This window comes from Micromonospora sp. KC723 (genome assembly GCF_004348595.1).
In the GTDB taxonomy this organism is placed as follows: Bacteria; Actinomycetota; Actinomycetes; order Mycobacteriales; family Micromonosporaceae; genus Micromonospora.
The window spans coordinates 1-17,394 of the sequence record NZ_SMKD01000063.1; the positions used below are offsets into that span (position 1 = coordinate 1).

Sequence of the window (17,394 nt, forward strand, 5' to 3'; positions counted from 1 at the left end):
AGGACGCCGCCATCGGCGACTACATCCGCTGGCGCAACCAGCACGCCAGACCGAAAACCAGATTCGCCACCGGATCCAAGATCCGCCATCCGGATTACCCGTTCAAGGCTGCATGACGGGGCACTAGGATCGCGACGTGGCTGTTCATGCCGGTGTGATCGAAGCCCTCAGGGCCGACCCGACGATGTCCTCACTCCACCGCTCGCTGGAGAACTACTACGGCGACCCGGCGCGGGACGCGGCGATGGACGCGCTCTACGCGCCCTTCGTGCGGCCCGGGGATCTCGTCATCGACATCGGCGCGCACGTCGGTGACCGCCTCGGCAGCTTCCGCCGGCTCGGGGCCCGCGTCGTGGCCGTGGAGCCGCAGCCGCTCTGCATGCGCGCCCTGCGGGCCATCTACGCCGACGACGACCAGGTCACGCTGATCGAGGCGGCATGCGGCGGGCAGCCCGGGGTGGTCCGGCTGCACGTCAACTCCGCCAACCCGACGGTTTCCACCGCCTCCGCCGACTTCCTGCGGGCAGCCGACGGCGCCGCCGGGTGGGAGGGCCAGACCTGGGACACGGAGATCACGGTCGCCGCGACCACACTCGACGCGCTCATCGACGCGTACGGCGTGCCCACCTTCGTCAAGATCGACGTCGAGGGCTTCGAGAGCGAGGTGCTGGCCGGGCTGAACCGCCCGCTGCCCGCGCTCTCCTTCGAGTTCACCACCATCGAACGCCAGGCCGCGATCCGGTGCCTCGACCGGGCGACCGCTCTCGGCTTCCGGGACTTCACCTTCGCCCTCGGCGACGAGATGGCGATGGCGCGGCCGGCCTGGTCGTCGGCGGCCGACGTCGCCGCGGACCTACGCGCCCTGCCGCACGCGGCCAACTCCGGCGACGTGTACTGCCTGTCGCAGCCGATCCGCCCACGCTGACCCGGGCAGACGCCCCCGGTCGGGAGCGGGCGCCCGCCGCCGGGCCGACCCGGTCGGGCCGACCCGGCGGCGCGGTCAGTGCCGTCGGCGACCGTACGCCCCGGCGGCCAGCCAGACGCCGACCGCCGCGAAGACCACCTGGATGAACAACTCGATCCAGTCGATGCCGGCGGTGTCGTCCACGCCGAGGGCACCGGCGACCAGGGTGCCGAGGATCGCGGCGACCACACCGATGACCAGGGTCAGCCAGATCGGGATGTTCTGCTTGCCGGGCACCACCAGCCGGCCGAGCGCGCCGATGATCAGACCGATGATGATGGCGGTGAAGAAACCCGTTACTTCCACCGAGGGCCGTCCCTTCCAGTCATGTTCCGTCGGCGCCTTCCTGCCCAGCGGGCGGCGACACCGAAACCACCACCGAGACATGTCACACAACCGGCACCGATCCGCGAGGCATGGGTGCAAACTTCCACCGGCCGGGATCCGCGACCTGCCGATACACGGCTTAGGACCTGGACACGGAGGGTAAACCGAGCCCATGGGACAGCTGCGCACCTCTCCCCCGCCGCCGCAGGCCACCGAGCTGCGGTGCTGGGAGTTGGTCCACCCGGCCGACCTGCGCGGCCTGCGCGCGTCCCTGCACGAGGCGCTCACCGGCGAGGAGTTGCTCGCCGGTGAGCGGCTGGACGAGATCCCCGAGTTGGTCGCCCTAGTCGCCAGCGAGCTGGCCACCAACGCTCTGCGGCACGGCAGGCCACCGACGATCGTCCGGCTGCTGCTGGCCGAGGACCGGTTCGTCCTGGACGTCGCCGACCACGACCTGAGCAGCATCCCTGAGCTGTCCGACACCCGTCCGCTGGGGGCCGGCGGTCGTGGCCTCCAGATCGCCCAGGCGCTCTCCCTGGACGTCGGCTGGTACGCCACCGGGGACACCAAGAACATCTGGGCCTCGTTCGCCCGGCACTGACCGCCCGCCGGGAGTCTCTGCCGGAGACGCCGCCGCTTGCGGACAGTGGGCGACGGTCGCGGTCAGTTGTCGGTGGGAATCGGGTCGTCGTACTCGCCGGGCGGGCCGTCGAACCGCTCACCGTTCACCTGCGGCCAGGCGTTCGGGGCGCAGCCGTGCAGGCCCAGCGTCTGCTGCTGCATGACTGGGGCCGGGCCGCCCCGGCCGGGGCAGAGCTGGTGGCCCTCACCCAACCGGTGACCGACCTCGTGGTTGAGCAGGTACGCCCGGTAGGTGGCCAGGTCGCCCTCGAAGTGGGGCACGCCGCGCGCCCAGCGCGCCACGTTGATCACCACGCGGTCGCCGTTGCGGCAGGAGGTGTAGCGGTCGTACAGGTCGCCGCAGAGTTGGCTGCGGGTGATCGGGCTGGTGAGCAGGACGGTGAAGTCTGCCGGGCTGTCCGGGCCGACCCGTTGCAGCCGCCACCGGCCGTCGGCCGTCCAGCCCCTCGGGTCGGCGAGCACCGCGGCGACGTCCCGGCCGAAGCGCTCCACGTCCACCTCGTCGATGCCGCCCTCGACCGCCACCCGGTAACGGAGCAACTCACCGCCACGCCCGGCCACCCTTCCGGTGACGGTGGCGGTGCGGAAGCGGCCGGTACCCCGTTCCGGGTAGCGCAGGGTACGGGGCGTCGCCGTCGCCGCGCCCGGCGTCGCGGCCGGGCGCGAGCCGGCCGGGGTCGGGGCGGCGGCCACCGCCGGGGCGGGCCCGGCCGGCCCCCGCCGGATGTCGCCGATCACGTCGCCGACGTTGACCCCGGCCCGCTGCGCGGCCACCGCGCCGCCGCCCGCGCCCACCGCCAGCACCAGCAGCACCGCCACCAATCCGGTCCGTTCCGGGCGCGAGCGTCGCCGCCGGTGTCGACGCCGGTCGGTCGCTCCGGCCGTGCCGCTCACCGTCAGGCTTCCCACCCTCGGCCTCCGTCCCCGTCGGTCCGCTCCGGCAGGAAGTACGCGGAGAAGGCGCGGCCGGATGAGGCCCCGGGCCACCAATTCACACCCGGTACCGTTGTCGTGCCGACTCTCCCGGCGATCCGGACAGCACCGGCCCTCGCCCAGCGCAGGAAGGACCCACGTGCCGGACGCCGACACTCTCATCGCCGACGCGGTCGCGGCGCTGCGCGGCAGCGACGTACCCGACGCGGAGCGGAAGCTGGACCGGCTGGTGGTCGGCACCGGCGCAGCGGACGGCGTGGCGGTCGACGTTGCCCTGCTCGACCGCCTGGTGGGCACGCTGGCCCGGCTCTGGCCCCGCGGGTGGCAGCCGGTGGACGTGGCCCGGATCGTCACCCGGCGGCTCGGTCCGCGCCCGGCGCGGCTGCTGGCCGACGGGCTCGCCGCCCAACGGCGTACCCAGGGCGGCCACGTCCCGTCGTGGTGGGACGAGCAGCTCGACGGCCTTGCCGCCCGGGTCTGGTGGGACGACGACGCCGGCTGGCTGACCGGCTGGGCCCGCCGGGAGGGCGAGGACCGGATCACCGCGTTGCGGGCCGCGGTGGAGGTGCTGGCGCTGCTGGACGGGCTACCGCCGGTCGCGGTGCTGCGCCCGCCGCCGGGCGGCGGCATGCCGGCCCCGATGCGCCGGACCGCGACCGGGCGCAGTGGTTCCCCGATGCTCGACCGGGTCCGCGCGTTGCTGGCCAAGGCGGAGTCCACCACCTTCCCGGCCGAGGCGGAGGCGTTGACCGGCAAGGCACAGGAACTCATCGCCCGGCACAGCCTGGACCAGGCGCTGGTCGAGGCGACCACCGAGCGTGCCGACCAGCCGGGTGGGGTGCGGCTGGGCACCGAGGCCCCGTACGCGGGCGCGAAGGCGCTGCTGGTGCAGGAGGTGGCGGCGGCGAACCGGTGCGAGGCGGTCTGGTCCGACGATCTCGGGTTCACCACGGTGCTCGGTTTCCCGCCCGATCTGGAGGCGGTGGAACTGCTCTACACCTCGCTGCTGGTGCAGGCGACCGCCGCGATGCTGCGCGGACGCGGGGAGCGCAGGGGCGGGGGCCGCCGGACGAAGACGTACGACGACTCGTTCCTGCACGCGTTCGCGCTGCGGATCGGCGAGCGGTTGCGCTCGGTCACCGAGGCGGCCGACCGGCAGGCCGCCGAGGCCGCCGGCCCGGAACGGCTGCTGCCGGTGCTGGCCGCCCGCTCGGACGCGGTGCGCGAACGGATGACGGCCCTGTTCCCCGGAGTGACCCGGTCCCGGCTGGCGGTTCGGGACGCGGAGGGGTGGCGATCGGGCACCTCGGCCGCCGACCGGGCCCGGCTCGACACCGGCGCGCCGGGACGCCCGCTGCCCGGCCGTCGCTGAGCCGCCTCCACACCGGGGGCGGGTCACCGCATCGACGGGCGGCGTCGCCGGCAACACGATCCGCACCTGGTCGATCCCGGACACGCGACACGCCGGGTCGACCGGCGGGTCGGCCCGGCGTGCGAGCGTACGTCAGCTCTTGAACGCGTCCTTGATCTTCTCAACGGCCTGCTTCAGGTTGGCGCCGGTCTGCTCGGTGCGGCCCTCGGCCTCGAGTCGCTCGTTGTCGGTGGCTCGGCCGACGCCCTCCTTCATCTTGCCGGCGGTGTTCTCGGTGGCGTTGCCGACCTTCTCGTCGAACCCCATATGAGCCTCCTCGTCATGGTTCCGTCAACACCCACGAGGTACCCCGCCGCCCGGTGGCGAAACGCCGCCCGCCACGGTGACCACGGAACGTGACAAGGTCACGGACGCGGCTCGGGCGGCGTCGTCCACAGCCGACGCCCCCGCCGCCGGTCGTGCGGACCGGCGGCGCGCGGCGTGGGTCAGGCGACCGGACGGAACCGCCGCAGCCGCAGACTGTTGCCGACCACGAACAGCGACGAGAAGGCCATCGCGGCCCCGGCGATCATCGGGTTGAGCAGCCCGGCGGCGGCCAGCGGCAGGGCGGCCACGTTGTAGGCGAAGGCCCAGAACAGGTTGCCCCTGATGGTGGTGAGGGTCCGGCGGGACAGCCGGATCGCGTCCACCGCCGCGGTCAGGTCACCCCGGACCAGGGTGAGGTCGGACGCCTCGATCGCCACGTCGGTGCCGGTACCCATGGCCAGCCCCAGGTCGGCCTGGGCCAGCGCGGCGGCGTCGTTGACCCCGTCGCCGACCATGGCGACCGTCTTCCCCCCGGCCTGGAGGCGCTTGACCACGTCGACCTTCTCGACGGGCAGCACCTCGGCGATCACCTCGTCGATGCCGACCTCGGCGGCCACGGCCTTCGCGACCGTGGCGTTGTCGCCGGTGAGCAGCACCGGGGTCAGCCCCAGGCCACGCAGCCCGTGGACCGCCGCGCGGCTGGTCGGCTTGACCACGTCGGCGACCGCGAGGACGCCCCGGGCCCGGCCGTTCCAGCCGGCCAGCACCGCCGTCCGGCCGGCGGCCTCCGCGTCGGTCGCCGCCCGCTCGACCTCCTCCGGTACGTCGAGGCCCCGCTCGCGCAGCAGCCGGAGCCGGCCGGCGACCACCTCGTGGCCATCCACCGTGCCGGTCACCCCGAGCCCTTCGGTGTTGGCGAAGTGGGTGACCGGGGGCAGTTCCCCGGCCTCGGCGGCACCGGCCGCGACCGCCCGGGCGACCGGGTGCTCGGAGCCGGCCTCCAGCGCCCCGGCGAGCCGGAGCAGCTCGGCGCGGTCGACGCCGGCGGCCGGGAGCACGTCGACCAGGGTCATCCGGCCGGTGGTGACCGTGCCGGTCTTGTCCAGCACGACGGTGTCGACCTGCCGGGTGGACTCCAACACCTCCGGCCCCTTGATCAGGATGCCGAGCTGCGCGCCCCGTCCGGTGCCGACCAGCAGCGCCGTCGGTGTGGCCAGGCCCAGGGCGCACGGGCAGGCGATGATCAGGACGGCCACCGCGGCGGTGAAGGCCGCGCTGGCCCCCGCCCCGGTGCCGAGCCACCAGCCGAGGGTGCCGACGGCGAGGGCGATCACGATCGGTACGAACACCCCGGAGACCCGGTCGGCGAGCCGCTGCACGGCCGCCTTGCCGGATTGCGCCTGCTCCACCAGCTTCGCCATCTGGGCGAGCTGGGTGTCCGCGCCGACCCGGGTGGCGGTGACCACCAGTCGGCCGCCCGCGTTGACGCATCCGCCGACCACGGTGTCGCCCGGTCCGACCTCGACCGGTACGGACTCGCCGGTGAGCATGCTGGCGTCCACGGCGGAGGTGCCCTCGTCGACCACGCCGTCGGTGGCGATCTTCTCGCCGGGACGGACCACGAACCGGTCCGCCACCGCGAGTTGGTCGACCGGGACCCGGGTTTCCCGGCCGTCGCGCAGCACCGCGACGTCCTTCGCGCCCAGCTCCAGCAGGGCTCGCAGGGCCGCGCCGGCGGTCCGCTTGGCGCGGGCCTCGAAGTAGCGGCCGGCGAGGATGAAGGCGGTCACCCCGGCGGCGACCTCCAAATAGATGCTGCCCGCGCCGTCGCCCCGGCCGATGTCGAGGCTGAACGGGTGGGTCATCCCGGGCGCTCCGGCGTCACCGAGGAACAGCGCCCAGACCGACCAGCCGAACGCGGCCACGGTGCCGAGCGAGACCAGGGTGTCCATGGTGGCGGCGCCGTGCCGCAGGTTGACCAGCGCGGCCCGGTGGAACGGCAGGCCGCCGTAGCCGACCACCGGGGCGGCCAGGGTCAGCGACAGCCACTGCCAGTAGGTGAACTGCCAGGCCGGCACCATCGCCAGCAGGATCACCGGCGCGGTGAGCGCCGCCGACACCCACAACCGGGTACGCAGGTCGCGCAGCTCGTCCACCGGCTCGGCGGACGGCTGGGTCGCGCCGGCCGGGGTGGGCGGGGGAGGCAGGACGGCGGTGTAGCCGGTCTTCTCCACCGTGGCGATGAGGTCGTCCGGAGTGATCTCCCCGGCGTACCGGACGGTGGCCTTCTCGGTGGCGTAGTTGACCGTGGCCTCGACGCCCGGCATCCGGTTGAGCTTCTTCTCGATCCTGGCGGCGCAGGACGCGCAGGTCATGCCACCGATTGCCAGCTCGATCAGGTTCGGGGCGACCGGCAGCGACTTCGCGGTCGAGGTCATCGCGGCACCTCCTGTCAGTCGTGCCCGTGACCGGGGGCGCCGTGGCCGGCGTCGACGGTCGGGGTGAGGGTGGCCGGGGTGGCGGCGTCGTCGCCCGCCACGACCGTGAACTCGGCGGTGTGCACCGCGCCGCCGTGACGGAAGTCCAGGTACAGCCGGTAGGTGCCGGTGGAGGGCACCTCGGCGGCGAAGCTCACCGTCGGGCCGGCCGGCGTCCGCCCGTCCCCGGGTGTGCCCTCCGGGTGCACGTGCAGGTACGCCAGGTCGCCCTGGCGCAGGGCCACCAGATGTCCGTACGCCCCGAGGTGGGGCTCCAGGTCGGTGACCGGTTGCCCGTCCCGGGCGATGGTGAGGGTCAGCGGGCTGGTCCGCCCGGGTCGCGGCGTGCCGGTGAGCGTGACGGTGTAGCCGTCGACGGTGGTGCTGGTCGTCGGCGCGGGCAGCGGCCGGTATGCCAGCGTGCCGGGCACGGTCACGTCGACCCCGAGGGTGAGCGGCTCCCCGCCCGACGGGGTGAAGTCGGCGAAGGCCCGCCACACGCCGGGCCCACCCAGCGGCGTGTCGACCCGCCAGGTGCCGTCCGGGTCCGATTCGGGGTGAACGTGACGGAAGCCGGACAGGTCGCGCCGGGCGACGATGAGGTGCATGCGCTTGTCGTGGGCCACGTCGTAGCGGGTGACGGGGGCGCCGTCGGGGCCGGTGATCCGGAAGGCGAACTGCCCGGCCGGGGCGGCCACGGGTTGCAGGGTGTAGCCCCGGTCGGAGACGAGCAGACCGCCCGGGAGGTGGGTGACGGCGGCCTGGTCGCCGCCCTCGTGGGAGTCGTCGGGGTGGGGGGTGCTGGCGGAGTCGTGGCGGGTCTCGGCGGCCGGTGTGACGGGACCGGCCAGGTGGCCGGCCCCGTACGCCGTGCCGAACACCGCCGCGAGGCCGAGGGCGAAGCCGCTCAGCTTCGTCGCCGTGTTCATCGGTTACCCGGTTCTCTGCGGTCGGTGACCCGGCTCATGCCTCGACGAGGTCGTATCCGGCCTCGTCGATCGCGGCGCGCACGGACTTGTCGTCCAGCGGGCTCTCGCTGGTGACGGTGACCCGGCCGGTGGCCAGGTCGACCTGGACGTCGGCGACGCCCTGGATCGCGCCCACCTCCGTGCTGACCGAGTTGACGCAGTGCCCGCAGGTCATCCCCTGCACCTGGTACGTGGTGGTGACCATGGCAGTCTCCTCTCCTGACGCCGATGCTATACCCCCCAGGGGTAGCTCACCCGACGACCGTAGCATACCCCCGGGGGGTACGCTATCCTGGTGGTCATGACCACACCGAGCACCCCGACCCGGGGCTACACCGCCAGCAAGGACCAACTGCTCGCGCGGCTGCGCCGCGTCGAGGGCCAGGTTCGTGGCATCGAGCGGATGGTCGACGAGGACCGCTACTGCATCGACGTGCTGACCCAGATCTCCGCCATCCAGGCCGCGCTGGACAAGGTCGCTCTCGGCCTGCTCGACGGGCACGCCCGGCACTGCATGCGGGAGGGTGCCGCCGAGGGTCGCGCCGACGAGATGGCCGGCGAGATGATGGCTGCCGTCGCCCGCCTGATGAAGCGCGGCTGACCAGCGGCGGGGCCGAAGCGACCGAGCGACAGCCCCGGCCCCGCCGCTGGGGTCAGAGTCGGGCGAGGATCTTCTTCATGGTGTCGATCTCGGCCCGCTGGGCGGTGCGGATCTGCTGCGCCAGCGCCTTGACCTCGGCGTTGGCTCCCTTGGCGATCTCGTCCTCGGCCATGGTGACGGCACCCTCGTGGTGCGCGATCATCATGGTGACGAACTTCCGGTCGAACTCCGTACCGGAGGTGGCTGCCAGCCCGGTCATGTCCTCGTCGGACATCATGCCGGGCATGTCGTGGTCGGCCCCGGACCCGTGCCCCTCGGCCGGGCTGCCGGACGGCACCGGCCGACCCCACGCGGTGAGCCAGGCCGTCATGGTGGCGATCTCCGGAGCCTGCGCGGCCTTGATCTGCGCCGCGAGGCGCTTGACCTCGGCGTCCTGGGCGCGGCTCGCAGCCAGGTCCGACATCTGCACCGCCTGCTGGTGGTGCGGGATCATCATCTGGGCGAACATCACGTCGGCGTCGCCGAACTCGGCGGCGGCGGACGCCTCCGCCGAGACGCCGCCGGCGCCGGGCGTCTCGTGGCCGGAGCCGGCCCCGTGGTCCCCGGCGCTGCCGCAGGCGGCCAGGGCGAGGGCGGTGGTGACGCTCACGCCGGCCAGGGCGGCCCGACGTGCGATGGTAAGGATGGACACGATGTGAACCTTTCGGTGTGGAAACGACGCAGTGGACCGGGAACGCGGGGACTCCCGCGCCGGGGCCTCCTAGCTGCGCAGCACCGACACCGTGGCGAGCCGGAGCCCGACGGGCCGGCCCGGGGGCGCACGCGGCCCCGGTGAGCGCACGGCGGGGCGGCGGGCGCCGATCCCGGGCCGGTCCCGGCCCGGCAGCAGCAGCAGCACCAGCAACACCGCCATCGTGAGCGCGCCGAGCACCGCCAGGCAGACGCTCCAGCCGCTCGGGGAGCCACCCGGGTCACCGGCCGGCAGCGCCGCCGGGTCCGGGCAGCCGCCACCGGGGCAGTCGACGGCCACGACACTGACGGGAACGGCACCGGCGAAGACCGCCGGCAGGGCGTCGACCGCCCCGAACCGGTCGGCGTGCTCCGGGGCGACGGCATGGCCGGCCGGATGGTTGCCGGTGTGCGTGCCGTGCCCGATGGTGTGCATGGCGGCCAGGCCGAGCAGGGTGGCGGCGAACAGCAGCAGCCGGGCCCACCAGCCCGTGGTCGCCGCCGTCGCCGTCCGCACCCGACAAAACTAACCGAACCCGCCACCCGTCAGAGGCGGACCCGCCGTAGTAGCTGCGCGTTGAGCGCCACCACGATCGTGGAGGCCGACATCAGCACCGCGGCGAGAGCCGGGCTGAGCGTCAGCCCCACCCCGGCCAGCACCCCGGCCGCCAGCGGCAGCGCCACCACGTTGTAACCGGCCGCCCAGGCCAGGTTCTGCAGCATCTTCCGGTACGCCGAGCGGGACAGCCGAAGCACCCCGGCGACGCCACGCGGGTCGGAGGAGGCCAGCACCACCCCGGCCGACTCGATGGCCACGTCGGTGCCGGCCCCGATCGCGATGCCCACATCCGCCCGGGCCAGCGCCGGCGCGTCGTTGACCCCGTCGCCGACCATGGCCACCCGCAGGCCCCGGCGCTGCAACGCGGTCACCTTGCCGTCCTTGTCGGCGGGCAGCACCTCGGCGAAGACCTCGTCCACACCGGGACGGAACCCCAGGTCGGCGGCGACCGCCTCGGCCACCGTACGGGCGTCGCCGGTGATCATCGCAATCGTCCGCACCCCCTCGGCGCGCAGCGCGGTGATCGCCTCCCGTGCCTCGGGACGCACCTCGTCGGCGAGGGCCAGCAGACCGAGGACGGTGTCCGGCAGGCGTACCAGGTGCAGCACGGCCGCCCCGCGCCCCGCCCAGCCCCGCGCCTGCGGGGTCAGCGCGTCGGGAAGCGCCAGTCCCCGCTCGCGCAGGAGGGCGGGGCCACCGACCGCGTACGTCGTACCGTCGATCTCCGCCTGGACGCCCCGGCCGGGCAGCGACCGGAAGCCACGGGCCGCGATCGGGCCGCCGCGATCGGCGGCGGCCGCCACGATCGCCCGGGCCAGCGGGTGCTCGCTGTCGGCCTCGACCCCGGCCGCGAGCCGCAGCACCTCGTCCTCGCTGGCCCCCGGGGCGGCGGCGACGCCGGTGACCACGTGCCGGCCCCGGGTCAGCGTGCCCGTCTTGTCGAACAGCACCGCGTCGACGGTACGCATCCGCTCCAGCGCCAGCCGGTCCCGGACCAGCACCCCGGAACGGGCGGCGAGCCCGGTGGAGAGCGCGATCACCAACGGGATGGCCAGCCCCAACGCGTGCGGGCAGGCGATCACCAGCACGGTGACGGTGCGCACCACGGCCTCGTCCCGGTTGCCGAGCGCGGTCCAGGCCACGGCGGTCAGCACGGCACCGCCGGTGGCGACGTAGAACAGCAGGGCCGCGAACCGGTCGGCGAGCACCTGGGCTCGCCCGCCGGACTGCTGCGCCTGGGCGACCAGGCGCTGGATCCCCGCCAGGGTGGTTCGGTCGCCGACGGCCTCGACGCGTACCCGGACCGCCGAGTCGGTCGCCACCGTGCCGGCCACCACCCGGCCCCCCGTCTCCCGGGCGACCGGCCGGGACTCCCCGGTGACCATCGACTCGTCGAACTCGGCGGCGCCCCCGACGATCCGCCCGTCGGCCGGCACCCGGCCACCGGGCCGGACCAGCACCACGTCACCGACGCCCAGTTCGGTGGTCGGCACCCGCACGACGACGCCGTCCGCGCCGACCCGCTCGGCGTCGTCGGGAAGCAGTTCGGCCAGTGCGGCGAGCGCCCCCCGGGCCTGGCCGATCGCCCGCATCTCCTGCCAGTGGCCGAGCAGCATGATCGTGACCAGCGCGGCCAGCTCCCACCAGAAGTCCAGGTCGAACACGCCGAGGCTGGTGCTGAGCGAGGCGGCGTACGCGACGCTGATCGCCATCGCGACCAGCAGCATCATTCCCGGGGCCCGGTCGCGCACCTCGCGTACGGCGCCGATGAGGAACGGCCAGCCACCCCACCAGAAGACCACCGAGCCGAGCACCGGCCCGACCAGGGACCACCCCGGGAACTCCAGCGAGTAGCCGAACCAGTGCATCACCATGTCGCTGGTGACCACCACCGGGACGGTCAGCGCCAGGCAGACCTGGAAGCGACGGCGGAACATCGCCGGGTCGTGCCCGGCGTGCTTGTCGTGCCCGCCGTGCGTGTCCCGCCTGCCGTGCGTGTCCTGTCCGGTCCTTCGGGCGTCACCTGCTCCGGGATGGTGGCTCATGTCTCCAAAGATGCCGCCTCCGACCGCCCAGGGCGGCGCGAACCGGGCGAGCCGACAGCTTGCCTGGCTACCATCTCCGACGATGAGACCTGCGCCCACCACCACCCCGCCTACCGCGCCGGCAGGCGGTCGTCGCCGGTGAACCGACCGACCGGCTGACACGTACTCCGCCCTGGATCGTTGGGAGACTCGCAATGGGCGCCGACCACACCCGTCCCGCTCCGTCCACCCCGCCCGGGGTGCGGCGGATTCTCGTCGCGACGGTCGTTCCGCTGTTCGTCGTCACGGTGATCGCCACCCTGCTGCTCTGGCCCCGGAGCGCCCCGGAGCGGGACCCCGGCGAGGAGGCGCCGCGTTACCACGGGACGGTCACCCGGGTGGTGACCGAGCCCTGCCCGGAGGTGCCGGAGAGCCCGTCCGGGCAGACGGACGGCCCGTGCGGCACGGTGACCGTCCGGGTCGAGCAGGGGCCGGACGCCGGAAAGCAGGTGGAGACCCCGGTGCCGGCCGGCCCCGGGGCGCCGACGGTGGCCGTGGGCGACGAGATCGTGCTGGTCAAGCTGACGGACCCGGCCGACCCGACGGTCAGCCGCTACGACATCGCCGAGCACCAGCGCGGCAAGCCGCTGGTCTGGCTGGCGGTGCTCTTCGCGGCGGCGATCGTCGCGTTCGGGCGGCTGCGCGGGGTGGCGGCGCTCGCCGGGCTGGTCGCGAGCTTCGCGATCCTGCTCACCTTCGTCGTGCCGGGCATCTCCGCCGGCGGGTCGCCACTGCTGGTCGCGATCACCGGCTCGGCGTTGATCATGTTCGTGGTGCTGTACCTGACCCACGGGATCACCGCGCAGACGTCGGTGGCGGTCCTCGGCACGCTCGGCAGCCTGGTGCTGACCGGCATCCTCGGCAGCCTGGCCATCGCCGCCACCCACCTGACCGGGTTCGGCAGCGAGGAGGCCACCACCCTGTCGATGTACCAGCGGGACGTGGATCTACACGGACTGCTGCTGGCCGGCATCATCATCGGGTCGCTCGGCGTGCTCGACGACGTCACGGTCACCCAGGCGGCCACCGTGACCGAGTTGGCCCACGCCAACCCGGGGTTGTCCCGGATGCAGTTGTACCGGTCCGCCACCCGGGTCGGCCGGGCGCACATCGCCTCCACGGTGAACACCATCGTGCTCGCGTACGCCGGCGCCTCGCTGCCGCTGCTGCTTCTGCTGACCGCCGACAGCAGGCCGGTGAGCCAGATCCTCACCAGCGAGTTCCTGACCCAGGAGATCGTCCGCAGCGCCGTGGCGACGTTGGGGCTGATCGCCGCCGTACCCCTGACCACCGGTCTGGCCGCGTTGGTCACCGCTGCCGGCCGAGGCCCGGCCGACGACACGACACCGCCCGCCGACCCGGCGCCGAGACCCCGCCCCCCGGTCGACCCGGACGCCGCGCTGGAGGCGTTGAGCGGCCCGCGACCGGGCGGACCGTCCACCCCGGCCCCCGCACGGTGGCCCGAACCGGAAAGGAGCACCGACACCGCATGGTGAAACTCCGCAGCGTCACCGTGGACGACCCAGAACCTGACGAACGCGTCACTCCTCACGCAACGCCACGACGATTCAACGCATTTAGTCGGGTTCAGGACGTAGCTCACCGGCATGCCTCTCGGGTAACCTCGCTGCCGGTCACCGCCGAAGGCGCGCACCGGCGCCTGCGGTGCCACCGCCCAATCGCCGCACGGCGAGCCGGGGAACCAGGTACCTGGGGTGAATCCGCGACCGCGGTAGGGACCACTTCCGTCCCGAACCCGTCAGCTAACCCGGTCGGCGGTCGACGGAAGGGAACACTGTGACGGCACCCCTACGCCGCTGGTGGACACCGGTGGCGGCCGTGCTGGCCGCGCTGGCCGTCCTCGCCGGACCGGTCCCGGCGAACGCCGCCCCCGCGACGCCCTCGGGTCACGAGGAGGGCGAGGAGCCCAAACTGCTGACCGACGTCATCGAGCTGCGCAACCGCGAGTACACCAAGGCGAAGGCACAGCTGGAGAAGTCGAAGAAGCGCCAGCTCCAGCTCGCCCTTGAGGTCAAGCGCGCCGAGGACGAGCTGGACGCGCTGCGGCCGCAGGTCACCACGATCGCGGCGCAGTCCTACCGGACGGGCCGGATCGGCGCCGTGGCGATGCTGCTGGAGAGCGACGCTCCCGACTCGTTCGTCAAGCGGGCCGCCACGCTGGACGAGCTGAACATGGTCAACGCGCAGAAGCTGGCCGAGGTCACCGCCGCCAAGGACCGCGCCGAGCAGGGCAAGCTGGCGCTCGACGCGGAGGTGCGCGAGCAGACGAAGCTGACCAACCAGATGGCCCGCAACACCAAGGAGGCCGAGAAGGCCCTCGCCCTGGTCGGCGGGCGCGGCTTCACCGGTGGGCTGGTCGACGCGACCTCTCCGGTGGCCCGGATCGGTCCCGGCCGGACGGCCGACGGCGACTGGAGGCCGGAGTCGAAGACCGAGCCCGACCCGACCACCTCCGGCACGATCACCCCACGCACCCTGCACGCCTACAAGGAGGTACGCCGGGCCGGCTTCAACCGGTTCGCCGGCTGTTACCGACCGGGCGGACCCTTCGAGCACCCGAAGGGGCGAGCCTGCGACTGGTCGTTGCAGAACAGAGGCTTCGCGCCCTGGCACAACGACGACACCCGCAGGTACGGCAACAACCTGACCGCGTTCCTGATCCGCAACGCCGACCGGCTCGGGATCTACTACGTGATCTGGAACCGGCAGATCTGGTTCCCGGCGACCGGGTGGAAGTCGTACAGCGGACCGTCGGACCACACCGACCACGTGCACATGTCGATGCTGTAGCGAGCGCCGCACGACGCGACGAGGGCCGTCCCCCGGTCGGGGGGACGGCCCTCGTCGCGTCGTGCGGGTTCAGCCGGCGACGACGGCCGCCCGGCCGTGGTCGTCCTGGCCGGTCCGGTCGGCGCCCCGGTCGAGGTCGCCTCCGGACGGCGCGACGGTGACCGTGGCGGGCGTCGCGGCCACCGTGCGCACCGCACCGGCGGCCAGCCGGTACGACAGGCCGACCACCCCGCACCGCCCGGCGGCCACCTCTTCGGCAAGCAGGGTGGAACTGTCCAGCAGGGTCTGGACCGTCTGGGCGATGTGGACGTCCACGATGCCGTCGATGTCCTCGATGCCCGCCGCGGCGGCCCGTTGGATGCTGGGGACCACCCCGGCCACCACGGCGCCCAGGTGCCCGGGCGGCGTCGCGCCGGTCCGCGTGGCCTCCCGGGCGGCCTGCACCGCTCCGCAGGAGTCGTGGCCGAGCACCACCACCAGCGGGGTGCCGAGGACCGTCACCGCGTACTCGACACTGCCCAGCACCTCGGAACCGAGGGTGTGCCCGGCCGTCCGGACCACGAAGAGGTCGCCCAGGCCGCGATCGAAGATGATCTCGGCGGCGAGGCGGCTGTCGGAGCAGCCGACGATCACCGCGAAGGGGTGCTGCCCGTCGGCGAGGGCGGCCCGGTGAGCGGCGTCCTGGTGGGGGTGGCGCGGGGTACCGGTGACGAAACGGTGGTTTCCGGCGTGCAGCTCGGCGAGCGCCCGCGTCGGATCCTTCAAGGTCATTGCCTCACCTCGGTCTCACGTGGGGGCACTGGTGACACCGGCCGGCGACGCAGGCGGCCTCGCCCACCGTCACACGCAGCCCAAGGTACGTCAAGGGATACGTGATATGGAATTCCTGCTTTCCGGGCCAAGTCGGCCGGCACCGGAAGTCCGGGGCCGAGCCTCCGAAGGGCGGGGCCATACGATGACGGGCATGGCGCCGACAGCGGAGAACGGCAGCACCCGGAACTGGACGTTCCTCACCAACCACGCACACGTGCTGCTGTCCATCGCCCGCAACCCCACCGCCCGGCTCCGCGACGTCGCCCACGAGGTGGGCGTCACGGAGCGCGCCGCCCAGGCCATCGTCGCCGACCTCGAAGCCGGCGGCTACCTGCGGCGTACCCGGGTCGGGCGACGCAACGAGTACACCGTCAACCCCAGCGGCCGCTTCCGGCACCCGGCCGAGTCGGACCGCCAGGTCGGCGACCTGCTCGCCCTCTTCACCCGCGAGCCGGCCGACACCTGACCGGCCGCCACGCGCCGGCGGCCCGGACCCGGCGCAAGCGCTCCCGTCACCGCGCCCACGCGCCGACGGCGGTAGTCTCACCGCGTGCGCGACAGCTTCCGGCCGGGTGGGACGGCGGTGACCGGACCCGCCGGGCGTCCCAACCGGAGCGTTCTCGGTGCGGTGGTGGCGACGCTACTCGCCACGCTCGTCGTACCGCCCGCCCCGGCCGGGGCGGAACCGGCATGCCCCGCGCCCACCGGCGCAGCGGCGCCGACCGAGACGCCGTGGGCGCTGCGCCGGCTGGACCCCGCGTCGGCCTGGCGCATATCCCGCGGCGAGGGGGTCACCGTGGCGGTGATCGACTCCGGCGTCTCGCCGACCCATCCGCTCCTCAAGGGACAGGTCCGTGAAGGCCGGGACTTCAACGGCCTGCCGCAGACGCGGGGCCGGTGCGACCTGGCCGGGCACGGCACCATCGTCGCCGGGATCATCGCCGGCCGGGACGACACCGGCACCCCCTACAGCGGCATCGCGCCGGCGGCGCGGATCCTGCCGGTACGCGTGCTGCCCGACACCCGGCGCACCAGCGACCCGGGCCTGCCCCGGCAGATCGCCGCGGCGATCAGGTGGGCGGCCGACCGGGACGTCCAGGTGATCAACCTGTCCCTGGTCACCATCGATGATCCCGACCTGGCGGACGCCGTCCGGTACGCGCTGGACCAGGGCGTCGTGGTGGTGGCCGCCGCCGGCAACCGGGCGCAGGACCAGCGCGACCTGCCGGCGTACCCGGCCGCGTACCCGGGCGTGCTCGCCGTCGCGGGGGTCGACCGGGAGGGCGGACACGTGGGCAGCTCGGTCAGTGGCAACTACGTCGACATCGCCGCACCGGGGCTGGACATCGTCGGCCCGGCACCAGGAGGGCGGGGCTATCTCGCCGAACCGGAGGGCGGGACCAGCTTCGCCGCCGCGTACGTGTCCGGAGCGGTCGCGCTGCTGCGTTCCGCCCGCCCCGACCTCACCCCCGAGCAGGTGAACCACCGGATCAGCCGGACGGCCGACAACCCGCCCGAGGGTCACAACCCGCAGCTCGGGTACGGAGTGGTCAACCCGTACCGGGCGCTGACCAGCCTGCTCGGCAGCCGGACCGACCCGCCGGCCGGTGCGATGCCCCCGCCCGACCCGGCGGACGACCCGCTGGGCCGGCAACGCACCGTGGCGTTCTGGGCGGCCGGGATGAGCGTGCTGCTCGCCGGGGCGCTGCTGCTCGCCCGGCCGGTCCTGGCCCTCGGCCGGCGACGCGACTGGCGGCCCGGGACCGCCGACGCCTGACCCTGAGCGTGGACCATCCGGGCAGAGCCGC

The 17,394-nt window shown here is 73.9% G+C and carries 18 protein-coding genes, 1 pseudogene and 1 riboswitch; of the genes and pseudogenes, 9 read left to right on the top strand and 10 right to left on the bottom strand.

Annotated features, from left to right (window positions below; genetic code table 11):
• A pseudogene (locus E1165_RS30770) lies at nt 1-116 on the top strand (transposase); the annotation flags it as partial.
• A 68-nt stretch (nt 117-184) separates the two neighbouring features.
• Nucleotides 185-925 (top strand): FkbM family methyltransferase, encoded by a 741-nt coding sequence (locus E1165_RS15875; protein ID WP_371687351.1) that lies wholly within the window; start codon nt 185-187, stop codon nt 923-925.
• Nucleotides 926-1,000: 75 nt separating this feature from the next.
• Here E1165_RS15875 and E1165_RS15880 read toward each other — a convergent pair whose 3' ends face one another.
• A complete protein-coding gene (locus E1165_RS15880; protein ID WP_132392192.1) occupies nt 1,001-1,270 on the bottom strand; it encodes a GlsB/YeaQ/YmgE family stress response membrane protein in 270 nt (89 codons plus the stop codon).
• Nucleotides 1,271-1,463: 193 nt separating this feature from the next.
• Between E1165_RS15880 and E1165_RS15885 the strand changes: the two genes are divergently transcribed.
• Complete coding sequence (locus tag E1165_RS15885) at nt 1,464-1,892, top strand: ATP-binding protein (protein ID WP_132392194.1); 429 nt, start codon at nt 1,464-1,466, stop codon at nt 1,890-1,892.
• Between the two features lie 62 nt (nt 1,893-1,954).
• On the opposite strand, the gene E1165_RS15890 is transcribed toward E1165_RS15885, so the two are convergent.
• On the bottom strand, nt 1,955-2,752 hold the full coding sequence (locus tag E1165_RS15890; RefSeq protein WP_243704801.1) for a DUF3152 domain-containing protein: 798 nt from the start codon (nt 2,750-2,752) through the stop codon (nt 1,955-1,957).
• Nucleotides 2,753-3,005: 253 nt separating this feature from the next.
• On the opposite strand from E1165_RS15890, the gene E1165_RS15895 reads away from it, so the two are divergent.
• On the top strand, nt 3,006-4,238 hold the full coding sequence (locus tag E1165_RS15895) for a DUF2786 domain-containing protein (protein WP_132392198.1): 1,233 nt from the start codon (nt 3,006-3,008) through the stop codon (nt 4,236-4,238).
• A gap of 132 nt (nt 4,239-4,370) precedes the next feature.
• Here the strand turns inward: E1165_RS15895 and E1165_RS15900 are convergent, their stop codons facing one another.
• From E1165_RS15900 to E1165_RS15915, 4 genes are all read right to left on the bottom strand, one after another.
• The gene (locus E1165_RS15900) at nt 4,371-4,544 is read right to left on the bottom strand and encodes a CsbD family protein (RefSeq protein WP_132392200.1); all 174 of its coding nucleotides are present in this window, start codon (nt 4,542-4,544) and stop codon (nt 4,371-4,373) included.
• A gap of 179 nt (nt 4,545-4,723) precedes the next feature.
• Nucleotides 4,724-6,982 (bottom strand): cation-translocating P-type ATPase, encoded by a 2,259-nt coding sequence (locus E1165_RS15905; protein WP_132392202.1) that lies wholly within the window; start codon nt 6,980-6,982, stop codon nt 4,724-4,726.
• 14 nt (nt 6,983-6,996) lie between these two features.
• The gene (locus E1165_RS15910) at nt 6,997-7,950 is read right to left on the bottom strand and encodes a hypothetical protein (protein ID WP_132392204.1); all 954 of its coding nucleotides are present in this window, start codon (nt 7,948-7,950) and stop codon (nt 6,997-6,999) included.
• A 34-nt stretch (nt 7,951-7,984) separates the two neighbouring features.
• The gene (locus tag E1165_RS15915; protein ID WP_132392206.1) at nt 7,985-8,194 is read right to left on the bottom strand and encodes a heavy-metal-associated domain-containing protein; all 210 of its coding nucleotides are present in this window, start codon (nt 8,192-8,194) and stop codon (nt 7,985-7,987) included.
• Between the two features lie 96 nt (nt 8,195-8,290).
• Between E1165_RS15915 and E1165_RS15920 the strand changes: the two genes are divergently transcribed.
• Nucleotides 8,291-8,590, top strand: a complete 300-nt coding sequence (locus tag E1165_RS15920; RefSeq protein ID WP_132392208.1) for a metal-sensitive transcriptional regulator — start codon at nt 8,291-8,293, stop codon at nt 8,588-8,590.
• A 52-nt stretch (nt 8,591-8,642) separates the two neighbouring features.
• Here E1165_RS15920 and E1165_RS15925 read toward each other — a convergent pair whose 3' ends face one another.
• From E1165_RS15925 to E1165_RS15935, 3 genes are all read right to left on the bottom strand, one after another.
• Entirely contained in the window at nt 8,643-9,281 is a 639-nt protein-coding gene (locus tag E1165_RS15925; protein WP_243704802.1) for a DUF305 domain-containing protein, read from the bottom strand.
• Between the two features lie 69 nt (nt 9,282-9,350).
• Nucleotides 9,351-9,836 (bottom strand): hypothetical protein, encoded by a 486-nt coding sequence (locus E1165_RS15930; protein WP_132392212.1) that lies wholly within the window; start codon nt 9,834-9,836, stop codon nt 9,351-9,353.
• 29 nt (nt 9,837-9,865) lie between these two features.
• The gene (locus E1165_RS15935) at nt 9,866-11,923 is read right to left on the bottom strand and encodes a heavy metal translocating P-type ATPase (RefSeq protein WP_132392214.1); all 2,058 of its coding nucleotides are present in this window, start codon (nt 11,921-11,923) and stop codon (nt 9,866-9,868) included.
• 194 nt (nt 11,924-12,117) lie between these two features.
• Here E1165_RS15935 and E1165_RS15940 point away from each other — a divergent pair, with 194 nt between their 5' ends.
• Nucleotides 12,118-13,458, top strand: a complete 1,341-nt coding sequence (locus E1165_RS15940; RefSeq protein WP_132392216.1) for a YibE/F family protein — start codon at nt 12,118-12,120, stop codon at nt 13,456-13,458.
• Between the two features lie 166 nt (nt 13,459-13,624).
• Nucleotides 13,625-13,755, top strand: a riboswitch (cyclic di-AMP (ydaO/yuaA leader).
• Between the two features lie 4 nt (nt 13,756-13,759).
• On the top strand, nt 13,760-14,773 hold the full coding sequence (locus E1165_RS15945) for a hypothetical protein (RefSeq protein ID WP_132392218.1): 1,014 nt from the start codon (nt 13,760-13,762) through the stop codon (nt 14,771-14,773).
• Nucleotides 14,774-14,842: 69 nt separating this feature from the next.
• Here the strand turns inward: E1165_RS15945 and E1165_RS15950 are convergent, their stop codons facing one another.
• Complete coding sequence (locus tag E1165_RS15950) at nt 14,843-15,544, bottom strand: carbonic anhydrase (protein WP_132392220.1); 702 nt, start codon at nt 15,542-15,544, stop codon at nt 14,843-14,845.
• A 184-nt stretch (nt 15,545-15,728) separates the two neighbouring features.
• Here E1165_RS15950 and E1165_RS15955 point away from each other — a divergent pair, with 184 nt between their 5' ends.
• The gene (locus E1165_RS15955; protein ID WP_132392222.1) at nt 15,729-16,052 is read left to right on the top strand and encodes a MarR family winged helix-turn-helix transcriptional regulator; all 324 of its coding nucleotides are present in this window, start codon (nt 15,729-15,731) and stop codon (nt 16,050-16,052) included.
• A gap of 84 nt (nt 16,053-16,136) precedes the next feature.
• On the top strand, nt 16,137-17,363 hold the full coding sequence (gene mycP / locus E1165_RS15960) for a type VII secretion-associated serine protease mycosin (RefSeq protein ID WP_243704803.1): 1,227 nt from the start codon (nt 16,137-16,139) through the stop codon (nt 17,361-17,363).
• Nucleotides 17,364-17,394 lie beyond the last annotated feature (31 nt).